The following is a 15,417-nucleotide window of genomic DNA, read 5'->3' on the forward strand; positions in this document are numbered from 1 at the left end:
TTGTTTGACGGGCTGGCCACGCGATCAGTCTTAGACGCCCACCCGGCGTGGATTTGGTCTGATGGGCGTCTCGCATTCCGTCAAAGTGTGGTCAAAGTAATTGCCGGCGCCAGCATTTTGGGATCTACACGTTGCGTTGAATTCACGCTCACGGTGGGCATGGTCGAGACAGCTATTGATGACCAATCAAATTCGATGTGATATCAAAACGCCAAGCTTGTTCGGGTCATTACGCCCGATCCCGATTATGTGTGATGAGGGACCTGATTTTGTATTCCAAGGACCGGACCTGGCTCGTGGGAATTATCGTCTTTTTAGGAACGATGATTTTGTTGTCGATTCTTCTTGGAGGAGCCGTTTGTAGTGACGGCTGGGCTTCTGTGTCGATAGGTCGGCGAGGAGCATGCTCCTCCCATGGCGGTGTGGATCGAACAGTCGGTGCCATCAAATTCTTGCTTAGCATTGGTGCGACTGTCTGGGCAGTGGTCGCATACAGCGCAAGGAGGGAAAAATGGTTAGCCAAGCTTCGAACAAATAGTGAAATTCCAACCACCGCCACCGAAATCCCCACTATCGATTTGAAGGTTATCCCGCCGCCAGCGAATAGCCTAGTCCCGCGCCCAAAGGCAGCTAGCCCCAAGAGTTCGACCAAAGTTAAATGCCCAATTTGTGGTGGAGGTATGTCAGTAAGAACCGCCATGGTAGGCAAAAATGCTGGCGGGAAGTTCTGGGGGTGCAAGCGTTTCCCGAGGTGTAAAGGGACGAAAAATCATTATCCGGATTTTTGTCAGTGACAGGGGAATTCAGCAAAAATTTAAAGTTCTGCTGGTTTATATAATTAAGTATTTCAGTGGTCGTGTTTGGCTGATTGATGAAGAAGTTGGCTTTCAATGTATCGAGGGGTTTATGTTTAAAAAGCTAGTTGGAAATGATAATGCCGTAAAGTTTATTTTTGATCACTATAAGAACTTTGCAGTTGCTGCAGTGATTCTCGCGGTGGGGATTTCTTTGCTGTTTGAGGAAGGGGAGAGCGGTTTTTTTGAGTGGATGCGTATAGTCAGTGGCACCTGTGTTGTGTTCATTGGGTTGTTTTTAATTGTGGTCAATGAGCGGCATGGAATGCGTAAGTTGAATGAGGCCAAGCTCAAGCCGGTCGCACACATTGCGATTATTTTAATATATGGCCTTAGTATGGTGGCTATCGTTTCAAGGTTGGTAATGCATAACTTCAAATAGTGCGTGATCTCTACATGTTTTTCTGGCTTTTAAATGGGCTACCATATTAGTAAGTTTGCGGTGTTCGCCGGGGTGTTGGCCTTACAACTATGTGATATTTAGCAGCAGCCTACTGTCGAGGCGCACCGGTGCGTGCCGACTTGCTGAACGCGGATACAACCGCCTAAGAGATATTAAAGGTCGGCATTGTTGGTCAAAAAGGCCAATTTTATCGTACATATTTTTTAAAGATTTCGAGCTTTGCGACTGCCCTATGAAAGTCGATGAATTCACGAGCCATTGCCGGATCAGTGAAAACGGTTTGATACTGCATATCCTGGCTTACGGTCACCATTGAGGGGGTGATAACCAGGTTTTTTGCCTGAATGAATCCCGACACAATGTCCCTAAATCTCGGCTCGGTGTGCCGATATTCTGACGTGTGGATCGTCGTCAACTCACCAGTTTTCACGCAGCGTATTCCACTCGGCGATAAGTCGAATATCTGCTGTTTTTGGTGCATTAATTCAGGCACAACTGAACGCCTACAGGCTTCATAAAACCCATGGCGCAGACTGGGAGCCCGGCCCGTGATACAGGCGGGATACCCGAAATCCGTTTTTTTTCCGTCGACCCGCAAAACATGGAAGCAACTTGTAGGATGGTCAGGCGATCTTTGACGATAAAAAGCTTGAACGCCCGCTCCGATTTTTTCATCAGCTTCGGGGTGGCGCTGCAAGAGTTCGTAAAGGATGTCTTCATCATCAGAGTTAAGAAACTCCCCATCGCCGTACCGCGCGAGCATGGCCTTGAAAAATGCCGTTGCCTCTCCTTGGGTCGCAAAAGTTCGACTTGGCAGCACGACGGGTTTAGCAGGCATATAGTTGTCCTTTTTGGGCTGGGCTCCGGGGCGGAGTTACGCTCACCACAATCAACGTAGCACAGACTTTTTTGGACATGATGTTTCGACATCATCGGCAACAATCTTGCCTGGCTGGCATGTACACAGATATCTGAGCTGGCCGGGGAGAGTATTGAGCGTCGCTCCCTGTGCTTATTTGTATGGTCACAACCAAAGTGGCCTGGTTGCCAGTGGAAACCACTGCAAAACCCTGGAAACCACAGTGGAAACCAACGCGTGGCAACCATAACTTTTGATAACAGGCTGGCGGCCTGGTTCGCACCAGGTTCGCGTAAGAGGGTGCGAACCAGGGGTGCGAACTTGGTGCTGATACTCATCGGAGGGCGCGCACCAACGCCAAACAGTTCGCTCCTGCAGGAAGCTTGTGCGATCCACATGCGTGAAGATGCTGCGTGACGGCTGGCGTGAAATTTTGCCGTGTTGATGGCTTCACGTACTGGTCAACGGTGCGGTGGTGCGGGCGGAGGGAAGCGCGAAATACGCAGGGCGAAACCTGCCGCAGCCTTCCACTAAGTCTGCGATGAATTTGATGACTTAGTAGCCAAGGAGAGTGGTGATCGGTATTGGTCACCACTCCAAAGGAGCTTGGTAGGAGCAACGTATCTAAGACAAAATACTTAGTAAAAACGGAATGCCCTGATTCAAGTTAATGTGACCTAACGCTTACTTGTCGTTATGGAAAAATTTGTCATCAACAGCTCTTTCGATCATGGCAACAATTTTCTCCATGAACTTAATCATTTTTTTAAGGTATGCCTCGGAAATTCTAAGTTCGCCGCCGATTACTTTTACTCCAGCGGGTATTTTCTTGATTTGTGATTCTCTGACAAGGCCAGATTTGTGAGCAATGATATTTCGAATTGTATAAAGGTCTTTGATGTGTTTTGAGTCGGCAGGCTCTAGGGTTACATTGATTTTTTTGTTTATATAGCTAAGTAGGTCGTCAATTTTGAAGTGCCCTATAGCCTCAACTTGTCTTTCGATTAGGTGGGGTATGATATTGTTTCGATGGGTTATTATATCATCGAGAAGCATTGTCTCCTTGCTTTTTAGCATTTCAGGTTTTTTTTGTAAAAGTTCTTCAAATAACATTTGTGTATAGGTTTCAAAGCTTCCCCAGACGCTAACGAATATGTTCGAATATAGGAAAAATCTGAGGTCGTCATGCCTTTTCTTGTCATTTAGGAGTACTTTCTTAAGAAAAGCGGCAGCTCTATCATCTAGTGTAACTAAAATATCTCCGTCTTCCATCCTTTCTGAAGAAACTTGGGGTTTGTAGTCTTTAGGCTTCGGTCCTGGAACCCCTTTTATCCCGTCAAATTTATTCAGGAGGCCACTATATGAATTTGTAATTTTTTCATCAATGCCCACAACGCCAAGAGACAGCATGCTCTCGGTCTTCCAAGTTGTAAGTTTAAATCTTGAATATGCTAAGGTTTTGCCTAGATACTTGTTGTCATCCATTTTTTTGCTTCCGTTTTTAATTTATTGCAAGAGTGCTTTTTTACTGTTCGCTTTAGCGGTGGTTTTCGAGGTTTCTAATTATATTGATGTTGGGCGAATATCAGTTCCATTCTGAGTACCCGAAATTCGGAATTTTTGGGTTTCTCCTGAGCTTACCTCGGCTGCCGTTTCCTTCACGGGCTGACCGATCTGCATTGCACAGAGGCCGTTGCCTTCGTCATCGCCAGCAATGCCAACGATATGCCGACCTGGCTTGACCTTGAATTTCACAATTTCGCCGGTGTCGATACGGGCGACCTTTTTTCCGTCGATAAGCACGGTGGCCAAGCAGCCGCCAGACGCCCAAAAACCGTCGTCTCGACTAACTGCCAGTGTCGCACCACCAGGAATGTCTGCTTGATAAGCGTAGACCCGGTCGGCGGGCACTTGCTTTGCGGAGCCAGGCGCTACTGGTGTGCTTGAACATCCAGCCAGTAGTGCGAAGGTGGCGGTGGCGAGCAAAATCCTGTGCATATTTCTTCCTCCGGGGTTGATGGATCACTTTACACCAGCACTCCTACATCTGGTCTTCGGCGTAGATGGCGGCGCTGATAATCGCCCCGCCGACCCTACGTTTGCCGTAGCAGAGCGGCACGGGATTGCCCGATGCGGTGGTGTTCTTGGCGCTGCCGAAGGCGTAGCCGGGTGTATTCTCGGGTGCGGCACTGGTCTTGAGGCCGCCGGCCTGCGGGCTGAGCATTTGGATTACGCCGCCGGCCACGAGCGCAATCCCTGGGGCAAGCGTTGCGCCATTGGTAAATGCGCTGGCCACGATCAGCACGATGCCGACGATGGTCTGAAGTATCCCGGCGCGTTTGCTCCCGGTGATCACTGGAACCACCCGTATTTCCCTGGCCCCGCCGAGAGTCAACTCGGATTCGCCTACGTTATTCCTGTCGCGGAAAACTGCGAACTCCAGGCCGACAGACCTTGCCCGCGCGATATCGCTCAGGAAGCCCGGGTGATTCACATCGATTGCCCTCAGGGCCTCCCTGGTATCGCCATGAGCAGATAGCGCGTATGTGTGCCTCCTTCCGTACTTTTTGGCCAAAGAGCCGCTGAGAAGGATGGTTGTTTTTGGGGTGTACTCGATGGCAGTCATACCCGATCCTCAGCGTAAATAGCAGCGCTGATGATCGCGCCACCCCAGCGGCGATGGCCGATGCAAAGAGGTACGGGCAAGCCTGATGCCACGGTGTTTTTTGCACTACCAAAGGCATATCCAGGAGTGTTCTCGGGCGCGGCGCTAGACTTCAAGCCCTGGGCTTGCGGGCTCAACATCTGAATTACGCCGCCGGCGGCCAAGGCGATGCCTGGCGCAAGAGTCGCACCATTAGTGAAAGGGCTCATAACGATCAGTACAGCCCCTATGATCGTTTGTAAGATGCCCGCCCGCTTACTGCCTACGATCACGGGAGCGATGATGATGTCGCCCTGGCCTTGGTAATTGAGTTCACTCTCCCCGATGTTTTTCTTTCCTCGGAAAATAGCAAACACAAGTCCGCGCGACCTGGCGTTTGAGATGAATCGCTCAAGGCCGGGAATCTGCACGCACAGCGCTTTCAAGGCTTCCGCTGGCGTCCGCACAGCAAGGTCGTAGGACCTGCCGAACTGCCGGAGCTGCCCGTAAAGTTTGATGGTGGTCATAGGGGAGTTATCGAATGCTGTAGCGGCCATAGGGCCTCCTATACGGTGATCGACGGGGCAGATAGCCCAAGGCGAATGGCGAGCACTGCGCGCGACATATGCGCCTGGTCGATGGTCAGTTGTTCCTGGCGCGGATCGTAGTTCCACACCCGGTTGTAGATCGTTTCGCTTGCCTTGGCGCCGCGGAATGTTCCCCGCATAAGGTCCGCCGAAACCCGTGCTTCTTCCTCGGTGAAGTAGGGACCGTCGATGGTCACTTGCTGGCCATTGCGTACGTGCTGGACCTCCCATACCAAGTAGCCTGCGTCTGGCCCTTGAATCAGTTCGTAGGGTTTGAATTTCTGCGTGTCGCACGCAAGGGTGAATCGCTCCTGGTACGTGGGTTTATGCTCCGCGGTGTTGGTGTCTTGATCTGTCATGGTTTCCTCTGTGCGCCGCTGGCGCTGATCATGGGCTGGTGCCCGGTGTTGTTGCTCTGTGTCGCGCCACGTTTTCGTGATTCGCAAAACGTGGCGCGGAAAATAGTCAGTTGCCGACAATGCTGAGGGCTGGTGGCAGCTTTGGGCCGAACGACGCACCAGGGGCGAATGGGTCGGGTAGTTGGTCTTCTGGGCACTCCCTGATGAACCTGATCATGGCGGCGTGGCAGGCGCGATACAGCGGGCCACCGGCGCCCCATTCGTCGCTCTTGCGGTCGGCGCTGTCCTCCAGCTGGGATAGGTAGGCCAGTCCGCGAAGGCTGATGTCACCGTCTGTGCTGGCCCGATCGCGATGTACTGGGTTGACGCCAAGCAGGTCGCACACCTGGTCGAAGCCCAGCGCCTGCGCCAGCCCCTCACGGTCGAACATCAGTGATTGGCCAAACCCAGCAAGTGCGCTCCATGCTCCGCTGCGGATAGCCTCTTGGTGTTCCTGGGCTCGCACCTCCAATTCAGCAATGGCCTGCCGGGTGAATGGGAGAAACGCTTTCAACTTTCCCGCTTGCCGGCGTAGGGCTCGCCGTTCGCTACGGATAACGTCGAGCTGGTCAGCAATGGCGCGGCATATTCGCCGTGTGGTGATGAGCTGCGTGGCGGTGCTGATGCCGGGTTTCATACCGATGTTGCACAGTCGGGTGATAAGGCTGGGCGTCATTGGTGCGCCTCCATAGGTGTGGCGTCGTAGCTGGCGCGCAGGTGGGCGCCAGCCGTGCAGTAGCGGCCGGTTGGCGCGTAGCAGCTCCGACAAACCATGATGTGGTTGAGGTACAAGTCTCGGGCTTGCCGCCATTCGGGCGTGGCGGTGGCGGCGCTTGCGTGTGGGCTTGTGATGAGCCGGGGAGTGCGCTCGACAGGGCTGGCCAGCACCAGGCGCGGGCGAGGCCGGCTATTTATTTTTGGCGCGGTGGTACTGGCAATGGCTGGCGGCATGTGATCGAGCAAGCCGGAAAGGAGACTCATGGCGTCACCTCGGCCTGATTGCTCCATTGCCCATATGTGTTTCTAGAAAAAAATCGGGGGAACGGGGGAACAGTGGGAACAGCCAATGTTTCCGGGCCTTTCAGAGGGGGTTTCTGTTCCCCGCGTTTTTTTGTGGGGAACAGTGATAACCAAATACTCGGAAACGCGGACACGTTTATATTCAAAAACATGTTTGTGTTCCCCCTGTTCCCCATACATTCAATAAGGGGGAACGGCCACAACCCACGGTTTTACTGGCTGTTCCCCCGTTCCCCCTGTTCCCCACGTTTATAGGTTCCTGTGAACTCGGGCATTCATACTTGATGGATATGGTGGTCATGCGCCGCCCCCTTCGCTGTCCATGGCTTCTGGGTCGATCACGTACAGGCGCGCCGATCCGCCGGCAGGGATGCGGTACTTTTTGGTTTTGCGGCTATCGCGGTCGGTGTCGCGTTTGGCCAGGGCTCCGCCAACCTCCAGTGCCTTGACCACGCGGGTGAGGCCGAACCCATGGGCTGCCTCGATCAGCGCGGACTTGTTGAACAGGTACAACCGTTTGCCGGCCACCAGCTCCCAGTACCCGGCGCGGTTGAATACCTTGGCGTCCACCTCTGCTGCGTCGACATCGGAGAATCGGCTGCTACCATGCTTGTCGATAAAGTCGATGATGCCGGCCAGGATCTGGCGGTCTTCTGCGTTGCCCCCGCCGATACGGGAGAGCCATTCCCCGTAGAGCAAACGGCAGTCGGAGAGGGCGGTGCCGGGCGCCCAAGGGAGCAAGCCGTAGGCGATGGCCATTTCGCCCGCCAGTGCGATCACGGCGAACCGGTCAGCCACGCGGCCGGCCTGGGCGTTGTCCTCGACGAACTGGGCGCGGATGCCGTCAAAGTCACTGAGCAGCCCGGGCTTATCGTCGTCGGCGACCAGGCGCTCCACAAACGCTGGCCCGAGGTGGCCGTGGTGGGCTCCGACCGCCACGGTGAGCTGTCGGTGAAAGTCCGCTCCCTCAAGCCCGTGCAATTCGTCGAAGGCCCGGTGTGTACGTGTACCGGCGTTCACATCGACCATGCGCAGCTCGGCGCCAGCGTGGGCGGCATTACCGGATATGGCCGCGTGTTCAGAGAGTGAGCGCTCGCCACTGGAGAGTGTCAGCAGGCGCCAGCTCAATTTGGCGCGGCCTTCGCGCTCGCGGGTCATGGTGCCTTTGCCCTGGCCGTTGGCGAGGGAATACGCCATTTCCTGTACGCGCTTGGGGTCGGCGCGCTTGATCTCATCCAAGGGCAGGATGGTGTCATTGCGGCTCGATGCCTCGATCTCCAGGCCGCCCTTGGTCATGTCCCAACTGGCGGCGAACACGCCCGGGTCACCCCATACCGACGATCCGATCAGTTGCGCCAGCGACTTACCGCTCGAGCTGTCGCCCACCAGGTGAACACCACCGCCCAGCACGCCCACCAAACTCAGCAGTGGGCCAGCCAGTGAACAGCCGATCGCCAGTGTCAGCACCGGGTTGCCCGCGCACTTAGCGGCCACCTCCGATTGCCACAGCGCCAGCTCGCCGCGCCGGCTGAAAAGTACCTGAGCCTTGTTGCTGGCCTGGTACCGCACATTGGCGCTGCCGATGGTTCTCCCAGGCAGCACGAACGCGCCCGACTCATGCCATCCCGGCCGGCTGGTGGTGGCAAACACTTCTGCAGGATGCTGGTCGAGCAGGTATTCCATGAACGTGCCGCGTTTCTTGAGGGCGATAATTACGCCCATCCCGAACAAGGCGCGCCGGGCGTCCTCGCCGCTGCCGCCGAACACCTCCATGGCGATGATCCATTCCTTGATGCCTCCCTCAGTGACCAGGCGCAGTAACCGGCCCTCGCTGCCGTCGTCGCTGTTGGTGGTGCGGGCGACGACTGTGACGGGGCTGGAGATCCACTCATCGGTGATAGGTCGGTCACCGGTGTCTGCTTCGGTGTCATCCTGATCAGCGGCGGCGCGCTTGAAGCTGTGCCAGTAGACGCCCGGGCGCAGCTTGCGGCCCTTCTCATTGATCACCCAATGCTCATACACCGCCCAGCAGGGACGATCTGGCGCAATGGTCGCGGCGTCCGGCCGAAGGTTGATCACGTTGGTGTCAGGCTTGGACATGGGCGATTTTCCAGTTGGCGAGATCGTTGAAGTCGGTGAGGTCATCGGGGGCGCCTTCGGGCCACTCGGGGAAAGCCACTTGGCCACCCACGGCCGCCGCCGCTGCGTTTGCCGCTGCGCGCCCCGGGTTGCCATCGGTGAGCCGGTCGTCGTCGCCGGCGATGACGATTGGTTGGCCCGGGTATCGAGCGCGAAGGGCCATCGCCGCCGGGATCAAGTTGCCCGCGTTCATGGCAGCGGCAACGACATAGCCGCCGTGCTGGTGGAGGCTGGCGGCCGTCGCCCAACCTTCGCAGATGCAAAGCACAGAACCTGGCTCGATGATGCCCAGCGGCGAATAGGTGCCTTTGATCCGGCCGCCGAACAGGAAGCGCTTGTCGCCGTCCGGCCCGATCTTTTGCAGGTTGACCAAGCGCCCATCCAGGTACAGCGGGATCAGCAGGTCAGCGCCACGCTGGCGCAGGCCGTAGGAGCGAACTGCCTTGGCTACCAGATACGGGTGGTCGGGGGAGGCGCGGCGCGCATTGCGCCACCAGTGGTTGGCCTTCTCGGCGGCCTGCTGCTGGCGCTGGTGTTGCTCGGCTTCGCGCTGGCGCCGGGCTCGATCAACCCGCTCGCGGATTTGTGCGGCTTCGCTAGCGTCCACCGGTTCGCGACTACACCAGGTGCTGGCGCCACCGGCTTTCCAACTGCCGAAAGCGCCGGATGCAATGCCGTCCAGGTACAGCACATACCAGCCGTTGAGCGAGCCAGGCTTATCCTCCGGCACACGGAATCGGTGGATTGCACCGTCGGGCTCTGGTAGCCAGTCGAGAGGGCCATAGACGGCCTGGAGCGCATCACGGAATTGGATCGTTGCGTCTGTCATGCGGCCCCCTTCGGCGGGGTAAACCGCTTGGCCAAGTTCTCCAGTTTCTGAGTCAGGCGCTCCAGCTCATCGCAGTGGCGGCTTTGATCGCCTTCCGAGATGCGCAGCTCCAGGAAGCCAACCAGGGTTTCCACCAGCAGCACATAGCTGGCGCTGTCGATGTGGGCGCCCGTAGTGGGCGGCACGCTGCTGCCCTTGCGCTTGATGGGGGTGACGTTACCCATGGCCGACCTCCCGGCGATCAGCGCCAGAAAAGGCCCGGCAAACTTGACCGTTGTTCACACCGTGCCAGCGGGTAATGTCGTCGATTGAGTCAACCAGACAGGCCGTCACCTGAGCGCCAGCACTTCGCATAACAACGCGCCCGCACTCGGCGTCGGCCTCGGTCAAGAACGGTCCCAGCAATGCCTTGGGCACCTTCGGGTGCGTGACGTAAAACAGTTCGGCGGCTTTTTTCAGGCAAGCCGATCCCGTCGACGCAGATGCGCCGTTTTGAATTTTCATGCTTAACCTCTTAGGTCAGTGCGTCGGCGGTCGCGTGAGTACGCGGTGGACAAAATGTGGGGCTGATAAAAAGGATCGAATGTGAACGCATGTGCTGGCTCATAGAGCGACCTCGCGGTATTGCTGAGCGCCGCCCAGGTCGTCCGATCCGAATAGGGCTTGATTGACGGCCTTCCGGCTTTCCAGCATCAGATCGTGTTCATCATGCGTGCCGACACCCGTCGCCACCCAGTCAGGCAGTTCTTTGCGGCGCCGCATCTCGTTCAAGTGCGTCCACCACCGGGTAGCGTGTGAGCGCTCGGCAGAAATCGCCTCGGCCACATCGTTGCTGCGCTGGTCCAGTAGGTAATGAGGCAATGGCGGTGCCTTTTGCGCCTCCGCGTTCGCATCATCCAGTTCGTTTTCCATGCACTCGCACCACTGATAAACCTTGGCGTACCAGTCCTTTAGGCCGAGGGTGCCCAGTTGCGCGAACGCGTGAGGTGTACTGTCTTCGGGGTAGGTCTCAAGCATCAGCGTGAATATTGCGCTCACGCTATCGAAGGCGCTGGTCACTTCGTACAGATCCTGGACGGCAGTCTCGGCGATTGCCTTGTAGGAGCGGCTCATTGATCACCCCCGGCGCCCAGCGCAACACACCCGGACAGCGCGGCGACGATTTGCTCGCGGTTGCAGTCGGCGGTGTTGGCGCCGTCAGCGGCTAGGTTCCACGCGACATCTACCAGATTGCGGACGTGCTGACTCGTGCCCTCGTCTGCCAATGCGGCATAGAGAACGGCCTCAACCTTGCGCAGGGCGATCTGGGCGCTTTCGAGATCCTCAAGCGTGTCGTGGGCGATTTCTTGGATGGTGCGGGCGGGAGTATTCATTGCGCTCTCCCGGCAGACTCCAGGGTACGAGCGATTGCCATGTGGGAGTTGTAACGGGCGAGACGTACGGAAAGTGATGAGTTTGCGCGGAGGGCGCTCAGTGCCATGCGGCGGTGAGCAAATGCGCGAATCGCAGACGGATTTAGGGCGGGCATACGTGGAGCTCCTTTTGCTTTGGAGGAGCTGCCACGATCCTTCCTACGGGATTGGGTGGCAGCTGTGCACGGGGTAGGAATACCGGGGCAAAAGGAACCCGGCCAGGCCGAAGCCTGCCCGCACACAGCCGCCATAACACAAAACTGCAGGCGAAAAAAAACGCCGGCAGTGGTGATCTGGGCGCTGTTGCGCCTTTTGCTCATCGGGTTCCTACGCCCGGTCGCTGAATTTGCAGCGACGGGCAAACCATACCGATGAGCACGACTGCTTGCAACAAAAGTTATCGACCGTTTATCGCTGATCATGAGCATAGCTGTCATGGGCGGAAGTCCTCAGAATCGATTGGCAGCTTCAGTTGCTCCCTCAAATGAGCGACGTGCGCGTATACGCCTGGCTTGTCATAGCGCCAGTGGGCCAGGCGTCGACCACTGCTGCTAGCTTCCTTCTTGCGAGCCTCCAGCGTCTGGCAGGCGTGTCCATACCGTGCTTCGCGGAACGCCATGATGAGGCTCGCTTTCAGTTCCACAACACGATCGGTATTGCGGGACAACGACAGCAGGAAGAACGCTTGATCCTCATTGAGCAGGGCGAAGCGCACATCACCACCGCCATGCTGGCCCGCCGGCCTTGCCTCCGTTTCAAACGCGAGCAAGCCGAACTCTTTGAATTTTTCGGAGTAGCGCTCAATCAGTGCCATGGAGTTCTTGTGTTTGTTGTCCAACTGCTCGGCGAGTTGTCGGCTATCCACGCGAGGCTCGCCCCCGATCTGAGTCACTATGATTGTGTTCATGCTGTCACCCCCACCGGCGGGTTGGTGCTGAGGTAGTAGAGCGCCATGCCCTGGTGAGTGCGCCCTTGATCGTCGGTCAGGGTGAGGCGGTGAGTCAGGATCTTGTGGCCCAGGCTGCGCAGTTCATTGATGCGGGCACCAGGGCGAACGATGTTTAGTTCGCGGATTGCGGTGAAGGTATCAACCGGACCAGCTTGCAGGCGTTCCAAAAGGCGAGCGCGCTGTGCCGTTCCGCTGGTATTCTCTACGTGAGTTTTTTCTGGGCTGGCCTTATTGGGTTGGCCTTTTTTTTGGTCGGCCATTTATGCAGCCTCCACTCGCAGAGCGACCAACGAGTCGCACCAGGCAATAATTTCTGCCTCGATCCAGACGGCGGACTTTGGCCCAAGCATTACTTGTTTGGGGAAGCGCCCAGCGGCAATACGGCGATAGATCTCGGATGTGGAGAGGGTGGTCAGAGCCTTGACCTCACCCAGTTTTATGAAACGAAGTGGCCTCTCCTGTGGAGTTGAGGGTTGTTCGGTTTGCTTGCGGATTGGGTGGGTTGTGTTTGCCATGCTAGCGCCTCCTTGGGTGGCGTTGAGAACATGGGCATAGATTGGCTATCGAATATTGGAGGGAATAGGTGAGGGGTTGCACTCAAGGGGTGAGGGGTTACCCTATCTAGATTCGGATAAAGAACGTAAGCCTTGAATCAGAAGGCTTACAACGGGTCACCCCTTTTTTCGAGAGTTACGGCTCGGAGCGCCGCCTTTTTTACGTGAAAGGATCGTCAGCGCTGTGGCAAACCGATCAATTTGAATTTCTGCGAGCTTCTCCACTCGTTTTTCGAGCCATCGTTTGACCTGCTCACGGAGCCCAATGCCTTTTTCGGCCACAGCATCGACGGAGCAATCATTGCTGAGCTCGCGGCAGCACTGAACCATGAGGCGCAACTCGGGTGGGGAGAATTCGTTATCGACACGCATTATCTCGGCCAGGGCCATAACTTCCTCTAGCCTCTCTTCCATGGACAGAAGAGACTCCGAGAGTTCTAGCCTGGTCCGACGTTCATCGCTTGATTCTCTTCGGAAGTTTTCAGCCTCTTCCATGAACTGCTGTGACCGTGCTTTCTCAATTGAAAGCTGTGCCTTGAGTTCAATGTTCTCCTGCTCTAAACGCTGCCTGTCAGTTAAAGCCTCGTCGAGTTTTTCGCTAGCAGTCTTCTCACCCTCACGGCGTAATTGGACTTGCAGCGCTTTCAGAACGATTGGAGCGCTGCCAGAGAGGTGCGTTGGTGGTTCAAGCTTGGCTTCAGCAGAGCCGCCGAAGGCGATGGAGAGTCGCCCGTGATCGTTTGCAGGTTGGGCGAAACCAACTGCTAGCTCCGCTCGGGCTGTGACCTCGTCGACAAGGCTCTCAACCCATTTACGCCATACGACTATGTTATTGGCGGGTATCTGGCCGGAGCTAGTTGAAATAGTTGCTGCTGGTCTGCCGTTGCCAGCGGCTTCAAAATAGTCCGTCAGAGCGCCGTACGTGATTTGGATATTTCTGTCGGATCTGCCCTTCGTAAAGACGCTAACGTGTAAGGGCTGAACCGGTTGATTTGATGGTGCCAATGTTTCGAGAGCAGCGGCGAGTTCGGATGCAAGTAAGCGAGGGTTGAGGTGATGGCCTGACACCCACCCAGGATAGATCCCGTCGAGCTTGATTCGCCCGAACGGTAATATCTGATCATCTCCGTCGGCTCCCGCCATTTGACTAGCTCGCATAGTGTCCGCTGTATGAATATCCAGCCGTGACCAATATGTTAACCGCCCAAGACTTGAAAAAGGAGCCCTTGGTGCTCACTGGGAAAGATTAATTAGAATTCAACGTTTCAAGCTCGCTTGATATTCACCACATTGGCGCCAGCGCACTGGGCGTCAATCGAGTCGGCCCAAGCCTGCATCATTTCCCGGCGCTGCTCTACATAGGCTGCGTGGTTGTAGGTGCCGCGTATTTCGTCGGTATCGCCATGGGCAAGCTGTCGCTCTATCCAATCCTTGTTGTACCCACGGCCATTTAGCTCGGTACTGAGCAAGTGCCGGAACCCGTGGCCGGTCTGACGTCCTTCGTAGCCCATGAGGCGAAGCGCTTTGTTGACGGTGTTTTCACTCATGGGGCGCTGAGGGTTGGCGCCTGCAAAAACTAGCTCATAGCGTCCAGTGACCTCTTGAAGCTGGCGCAGGATTGCAACAGCCTGACGGGGCAGGGGGACAACGTGAGGGCGGCGGGCTTTCATGCGTTCGGCTGGAATTGTCCAAGTTGCGCGCTCCAAGTCGAACTCTGTCCAGGGAGCTTGGCGAAGCTCGCCCGGTCGAACGGCCGTTAGCGTCAGCAGGCGGATGGCGTGCCGGGTAAGCGAATGGATATTCGCAGCTTCGCTCTTGGCCAACATTTCAGGGAGTTCAGCAAAGGTGACGTGCGGATGATGGCGGGCAGCTTTCGGTGGTGCTGCTACCACGCTCAGATCCGTAGCTGGGTTGGCGTCAACGACGCCCTTGGCCAGCCCGTACCGAAATATCTGGTGTAGCCATTGACGGATCTTGCCAGCGGCATTGAGTGTGCCTCTTGCCTCTACCTTACGCACCAGCTCTACCAGGTCTGGCCGGGTGATCGCTTTTACAGGGCGAGAACCAATACCTGGAATCAAATCATTCTCCAGGTACAGCTTGGCCTTGTAGGTTGTGCTTTCTGCCCACCGAGGGGCGTTATAGGCAAACCATTCGCGAGCCAGTGTCTCGAAAGTTAGTCCCTCGACCTTCTGTGCTTGTTTGGCGGTTTTTTTCTGCTCGCCGGGGTCTGTGCCCTCAATTAGTAGCTGGCGTGCCCCATCGCGAAGCTGACGAGCTTTCAGCAGGGTGACCGATGGGTATGCGCCGAGCGCCAGCATCTTCGCGCTGCCGTTGAAGCGGTATCGATAGCGCCACAGCTTGGAGCCGGTCGGGGTCACTTCTAGGCACAGGCCATTGGCGTCAGTCAGCCGGTACAGCTTGTCCTTCGGCTTGGCAGTACGGATGGTGGTATCTGAGAGTGGCACGCAGCCTCCTTGCAGGCCGCACCAGGCGGGCGTATTGCCGTCCTGGTGTGAGTAGATTTCTAGACCGAACTGGATCTACTCACAAATCTACTCACATATGTTTGGGCTTACAAGGGAACGGTTGGGAACCGTAGAAAGCAAAAAACCCGCACTAGGCGGGTTTCTTGGGTGCTTTCAGGTGTGCTTGGCATCACCTGAAAACTAAAGGTGGTGCCCAGAGACGGAATCGAACCGCCGACACGGGGATTTTCAATCCCCTGCTCTACCGACTGAGCTATCTGGGCAACGGGGCGCATTAAAC

20 protein-coding genes and 1 tRNA gene are annotated in these 15,417 nt (G+C 56.3%); 1 reads left to right on the forward strand and 20 read right to left on the reverse strand.

The genetic code is table 11. The features are described from left to right. Positions 1 to 711 precede the first annotated feature (711 nt). On the forward strand, positions 712 to 1,236 hold the full coding sequence (locus tag HX815_RS15040; RefSeq protein ID WP_177028462.1) for a hypothetical protein: 525 nt from the start codon (positions 712 to 714) through the stop codon (positions 1,234 to 1,236). Positions 1,237 to 1,444: 208 nt separating this feature from the next. On the opposite strand, the gene HX815_RS15045 is transcribed toward HX815_RS15040, so the two are convergent. The 20 genes from HX815_RS15045 to HX815_RS15145 form a co-directional block, all read right to left on the reverse strand. Continuing rightward, complete coding sequence (locus tag HX815_RS15045) at positions 1,445 to 2,095, reverse strand: DCL family protein (protein WP_177028496.1); 651 nt, start codon at positions 2,093 to 2,095, stop codon at positions 1,445 to 1,447. Between the two features lie 705 nt (positions 2,096 to 2,800). Next, a complete protein-coding gene (locus HX815_RS15050) occupies positions 2,801 to 3,601 on the reverse strand; it encodes a hypothetical protein (RefSeq protein WP_177028497.1) in 801 nt (266 codons plus the stop codon). Positions 3,602 to 3,679: 78 nt separating this feature from the next. Beyond that, positions 3,680 to 4,114 (reverse strand): hypothetical protein, encoded by a 435-nt coding sequence (locus HX815_RS15055; RefSeq protein ID WP_177028498.1) that lies wholly within the window; start codon positions 4,112 to 4,114, stop codon positions 3,680 to 3,682. A 43-nt stretch (positions 4,115 to 4,157) separates the two neighbouring features. Then, positions 4,158 to 4,742, reverse strand: coding sequence for a tail assembly protein (locus HX815_RS15060; protein ID WP_177028499.1), 585 nt, complete (start codon positions 4,740 to 4,742; stop codon positions 4,158 to 4,160). Beyond that, positions 4,739 to 5,317: a tail assembly protein gene (locus HX815_RS15065; protein ID WP_177028500.1), complete on the reverse strand. Its 579-nt coding sequence runs from the start codon at positions 5,315 to 5,317 to the stop codon at positions 4,739 to 4,741. Before HX815_RS15065 ends, HX815_RS15060 begins: the two co-directional genes overlap by 4 nt. 8 nt (positions 5,318 to 5,325) lie before the next feature. Further along, positions 5,326 to 5,706: a hypothetical protein gene (locus HX815_RS15070; protein ID WP_177028501.1), complete on the reverse strand. Its 381-nt coding sequence runs from the start codon at positions 5,704 to 5,706 to the stop codon at positions 5,326 to 5,328. A gap of 106 nt (positions 5,707 to 5,812) precedes the next feature. After that, entirely contained in the window at positions 5,813 to 6,421 is a 609-nt protein-coding gene (locus HX815_RS15075) for a hypothetical protein (RefSeq protein ID WP_177028502.1), read from the reverse strand. After that, positions 6,418 to 6,726, reverse strand: a complete 309-nt coding sequence (locus tag HX815_RS15080) for a hypothetical protein (protein WP_177028503.1) — start codon at positions 6,724 to 6,726, stop codon at positions 6,418 to 6,420. The genes HX815_RS15075 and HX815_RS15080 overlap by 4 nt, the downstream gene beginning before the upstream one ends. A 336-nt stretch (positions 6,727 to 7,062) precedes the next feature. Continuing rightward, positions 7,063 to 8,865, reverse strand: a complete 1,803-nt coding sequence (locus HX815_RS15085; RefSeq protein ID WP_177028504.1) for a DUF927 domain-containing protein — start codon at positions 8,863 to 8,865, stop codon at positions 7,063 to 7,065. Then, positions 8,852 to 9,733 (reverse strand): toprim domain-containing protein, encoded by an 882-nt coding sequence (locus HX815_RS15090; RefSeq protein ID WP_177028505.1) that lies wholly within the window; start codon positions 9,731 to 9,733, stop codon positions 8,852 to 8,854. Before HX815_RS15090 ends, HX815_RS15085 begins: the two co-directional genes overlap by 14 nt. Beyond that, positions 9,730 to 9,957 carry a hypothetical protein gene (locus tag HX815_RS15095; RefSeq protein ID WP_177028506.1) on the reverse strand — a complete coding sequence of 76 codons (228 nt, stop codon included), beginning with the start codon at positions 9,955 to 9,957 and terminating at the stop codon, positions 9,730 to 9,732. The genes HX815_RS15090 and HX815_RS15095 overlap by 4 nt, the downstream gene beginning before the upstream one ends. Continuing rightward, a complete protein-coding gene (locus tag HX815_RS15100; protein WP_177028507.1) occupies positions 9,950 to 10,237 on the reverse strand; it encodes a hypothetical protein in 288 nt (95 codons plus the stop codon). Before HX815_RS15100 ends, HX815_RS15095 begins: the two co-directional genes overlap by 8 nt. Before the next feature lie 99 nt (positions 10,238 to 10,336). Next, entirely contained in the window at positions 10,337 to 10,846 is a 510-nt protein-coding gene (locus tag HX815_RS15105) for a hypothetical protein (RefSeq protein WP_177028508.1), read from the reverse strand. After that, entirely contained in the window at positions 10,843 to 11,106 is a 264-nt protein-coding gene (locus HX815_RS15110; RefSeq protein WP_177028509.1) for a hypothetical protein, read from the reverse strand. The genes HX815_RS15105 and HX815_RS15110 overlap by 4 nt, the downstream gene beginning before the upstream one ends. 472 nt (positions 11,107 to 11,578) lie before the next feature. Further along, positions 11,579 to 12,052: a Rha family transcriptional regulator gene (locus HX815_RS15120; protein WP_177028511.1), complete on the reverse strand. Its 474-nt coding sequence runs from the start codon at positions 12,050 to 12,052 to the stop codon at positions 11,579 to 11,581. Further along, entirely contained in the window at positions 12,049 to 12,354 is a 306-nt protein-coding gene (locus HX815_RS15125; protein ID WP_177028512.1) for a helix-turn-helix domain-containing protein, read from the reverse strand. The genes HX815_RS15120 and HX815_RS15125 overlap by 4 nt, the downstream gene beginning before the upstream one ends. Next, positions 12,355 to 12,609: an AlpA family phage regulatory protein gene (locus tag HX815_RS15130; protein WP_177028513.1), complete on the reverse strand. Its 255-nt coding sequence runs from the start codon at positions 12,607 to 12,609 to the stop codon at positions 12,355 to 12,357. 156 nt (positions 12,610 to 12,765) lie between these two features. Then, positions 12,766 to 13,791 (reverse strand): hypothetical protein, encoded by a 1,026-nt coding sequence (locus tag HX815_RS15135; RefSeq protein WP_177028514.1) that lies wholly within the window; start codon positions 13,789 to 13,791, stop codon positions 12,766 to 12,768. 122 nt (positions 13,792 to 13,913) lie between these two features. Next, a complete protein-coding gene (locus HX815_RS15140; protein WP_177028515.1) occupies positions 13,914 to 15,116 on the reverse strand; it encodes an integrase arm-type DNA-binding domain-containing protein in 1,203 nt (400 codons plus the stop codon). A 208-nt stretch (positions 15,117 to 15,324) separates the two neighbouring features. After that, a tRNA-Phe gene (locus tag HX815_RS15145) sits at positions 15,325 to 15,400 on the reverse strand. Between the last annotated feature and the right edge of the window lie 17 nt (positions 15,401 to 15,417).

Origin of the sequence: Pseudomonas sp. E6002 (genome assembly GCF_013385565.1) — a bacterium.
Classification (GTDB): domain Bacteria; phylum Pseudomonadota; class Gammaproteobacteria; order Pseudomonadales; family Pseudomonadaceae; genus Aquipseudomonas.

Bases quoted from the DNA above. Each gene is read 5' to 3' on its own strand.
- HX815_RS15040 (WP_177028462.1), top strand. From the start codon at position 712: ATGCTGGCGGGAAGTTCTGGGGGTGCAAGCGTTTCCCGAGGTGTAAAG.
- HX815_RS15045 (WP_177028496.1), bottom strand. From the start codon at position 2,095: ATGCCTGCTAAACCCGTCGTGCTGCCAAGTCGAACTTTTGCGACCCAA.
- HX815_RS15050 (WP_177028497.1), bottom strand. From the start codon at position 3,601: ATGGATGACAACAAGTATCTAGGCAAAACCTTAGCATATTCAAGATTT.
- HX815_RS15055 (WP_177028498.1), bottom strand. From the start codon at position 4,114: ATGCACAGGATTTTGCTCGCCACCGCCACCTTCGCACTACTGGCTGGA.
- HX815_RS15060 (WP_177028499.1), bottom strand. From the start codon at position 4,742: ATGACTGCCATCGAGTACACCCCAAAAACAACCATCCTTCTCAGCGGC.
- HX815_RS15065 (WP_177028500.1), bottom strand. From the start codon at position 5,317: ATGGCCGCTACAGCATTCGATAACTCCCCTATGACCACCATCAAACTT.
- HX815_RS15070 (WP_177028501.1), bottom strand. From the start codon at position 5,706: ATGACAGATCAAGACACCAACACCGCGGAGCATAAACCCACGTACCAG.
- HX815_RS15075 (WP_177028502.1), bottom strand. From the start codon at position 6,421: ATGACGCCCAGCCTTATCACCCGACTGTGCAACATCGGTATGAAACCC.
- HX815_RS15080 (WP_177028503.1), bottom strand. From the start codon at position 6,726: ATGAGTCTCCTTTCCGGCTTGCTCGATCACATGCCGCCAGCCATTGCC.
- HX815_RS15085 (WP_177028504.1), bottom strand. From the start codon at position 8,865: ATGTCCAAGCCTGACACCAACGTGATCAACCTTCGGCCGGACGCCGCG.
- HX815_RS15090 (WP_177028505.1), bottom strand. From the start codon at position 9,733: ATGACAGACGCAACGATCCAATTCCGTGATGCGCTCCAGGCCGTCTAT.
- HX815_RS15095 (WP_177028506.1), bottom strand. From the start codon at position 9,957: ATGGGTAACGTCACCCCCATCAAGCGCAAGGGCAGCAGCGTGCCGCCC.
- HX815_RS15100 (WP_177028507.1), bottom strand. From the start codon at position 10,237: ATGAAAATTCAAAACGGCGCATCTGCGTCGACGGGATCGGCTTGCCTG.
- HX815_RS15105 (WP_177028508.1), bottom strand. From the start codon at position 10,846: ATGAGCCGCTCCTACAAGGCAATCGCCGAGACTGCCGTCCAGGATCTG.
- HX815_RS15110 (WP_177028509.1), bottom strand. From the start codon at position 11,106: ATGAATACTCCCGCCCGCACCATCCAAGAAATCGCCCACGACACGCTT.
- HX815_RS15120 (WP_177028511.1), bottom strand. From the start codon at position 12,052: ATGAACACAATCATAGTGACTCAGATCGGGGGCGAGCCTCGCGTGGAT.
- HX815_RS15125 (WP_177028512.1), bottom strand. From the start codon at position 12,354: ATGGCCGACCAAAAAAAAGGCCAACCCAATAAGGCCAGCCCAGAAAAA.
- HX815_RS15130 (WP_177028513.1), bottom strand. From the start codon at position 12,609: ATGGCAAACACAACCCACCCAATCCGCAAGCAAACCGAACAACCCTCA.
- HX815_RS15135 (WP_177028514.1), bottom strand. From the start codon at position 13,791: ATGGCGGGAGCCGACGGAGATGATCAGATATTACCGTTCGGGCGAATC.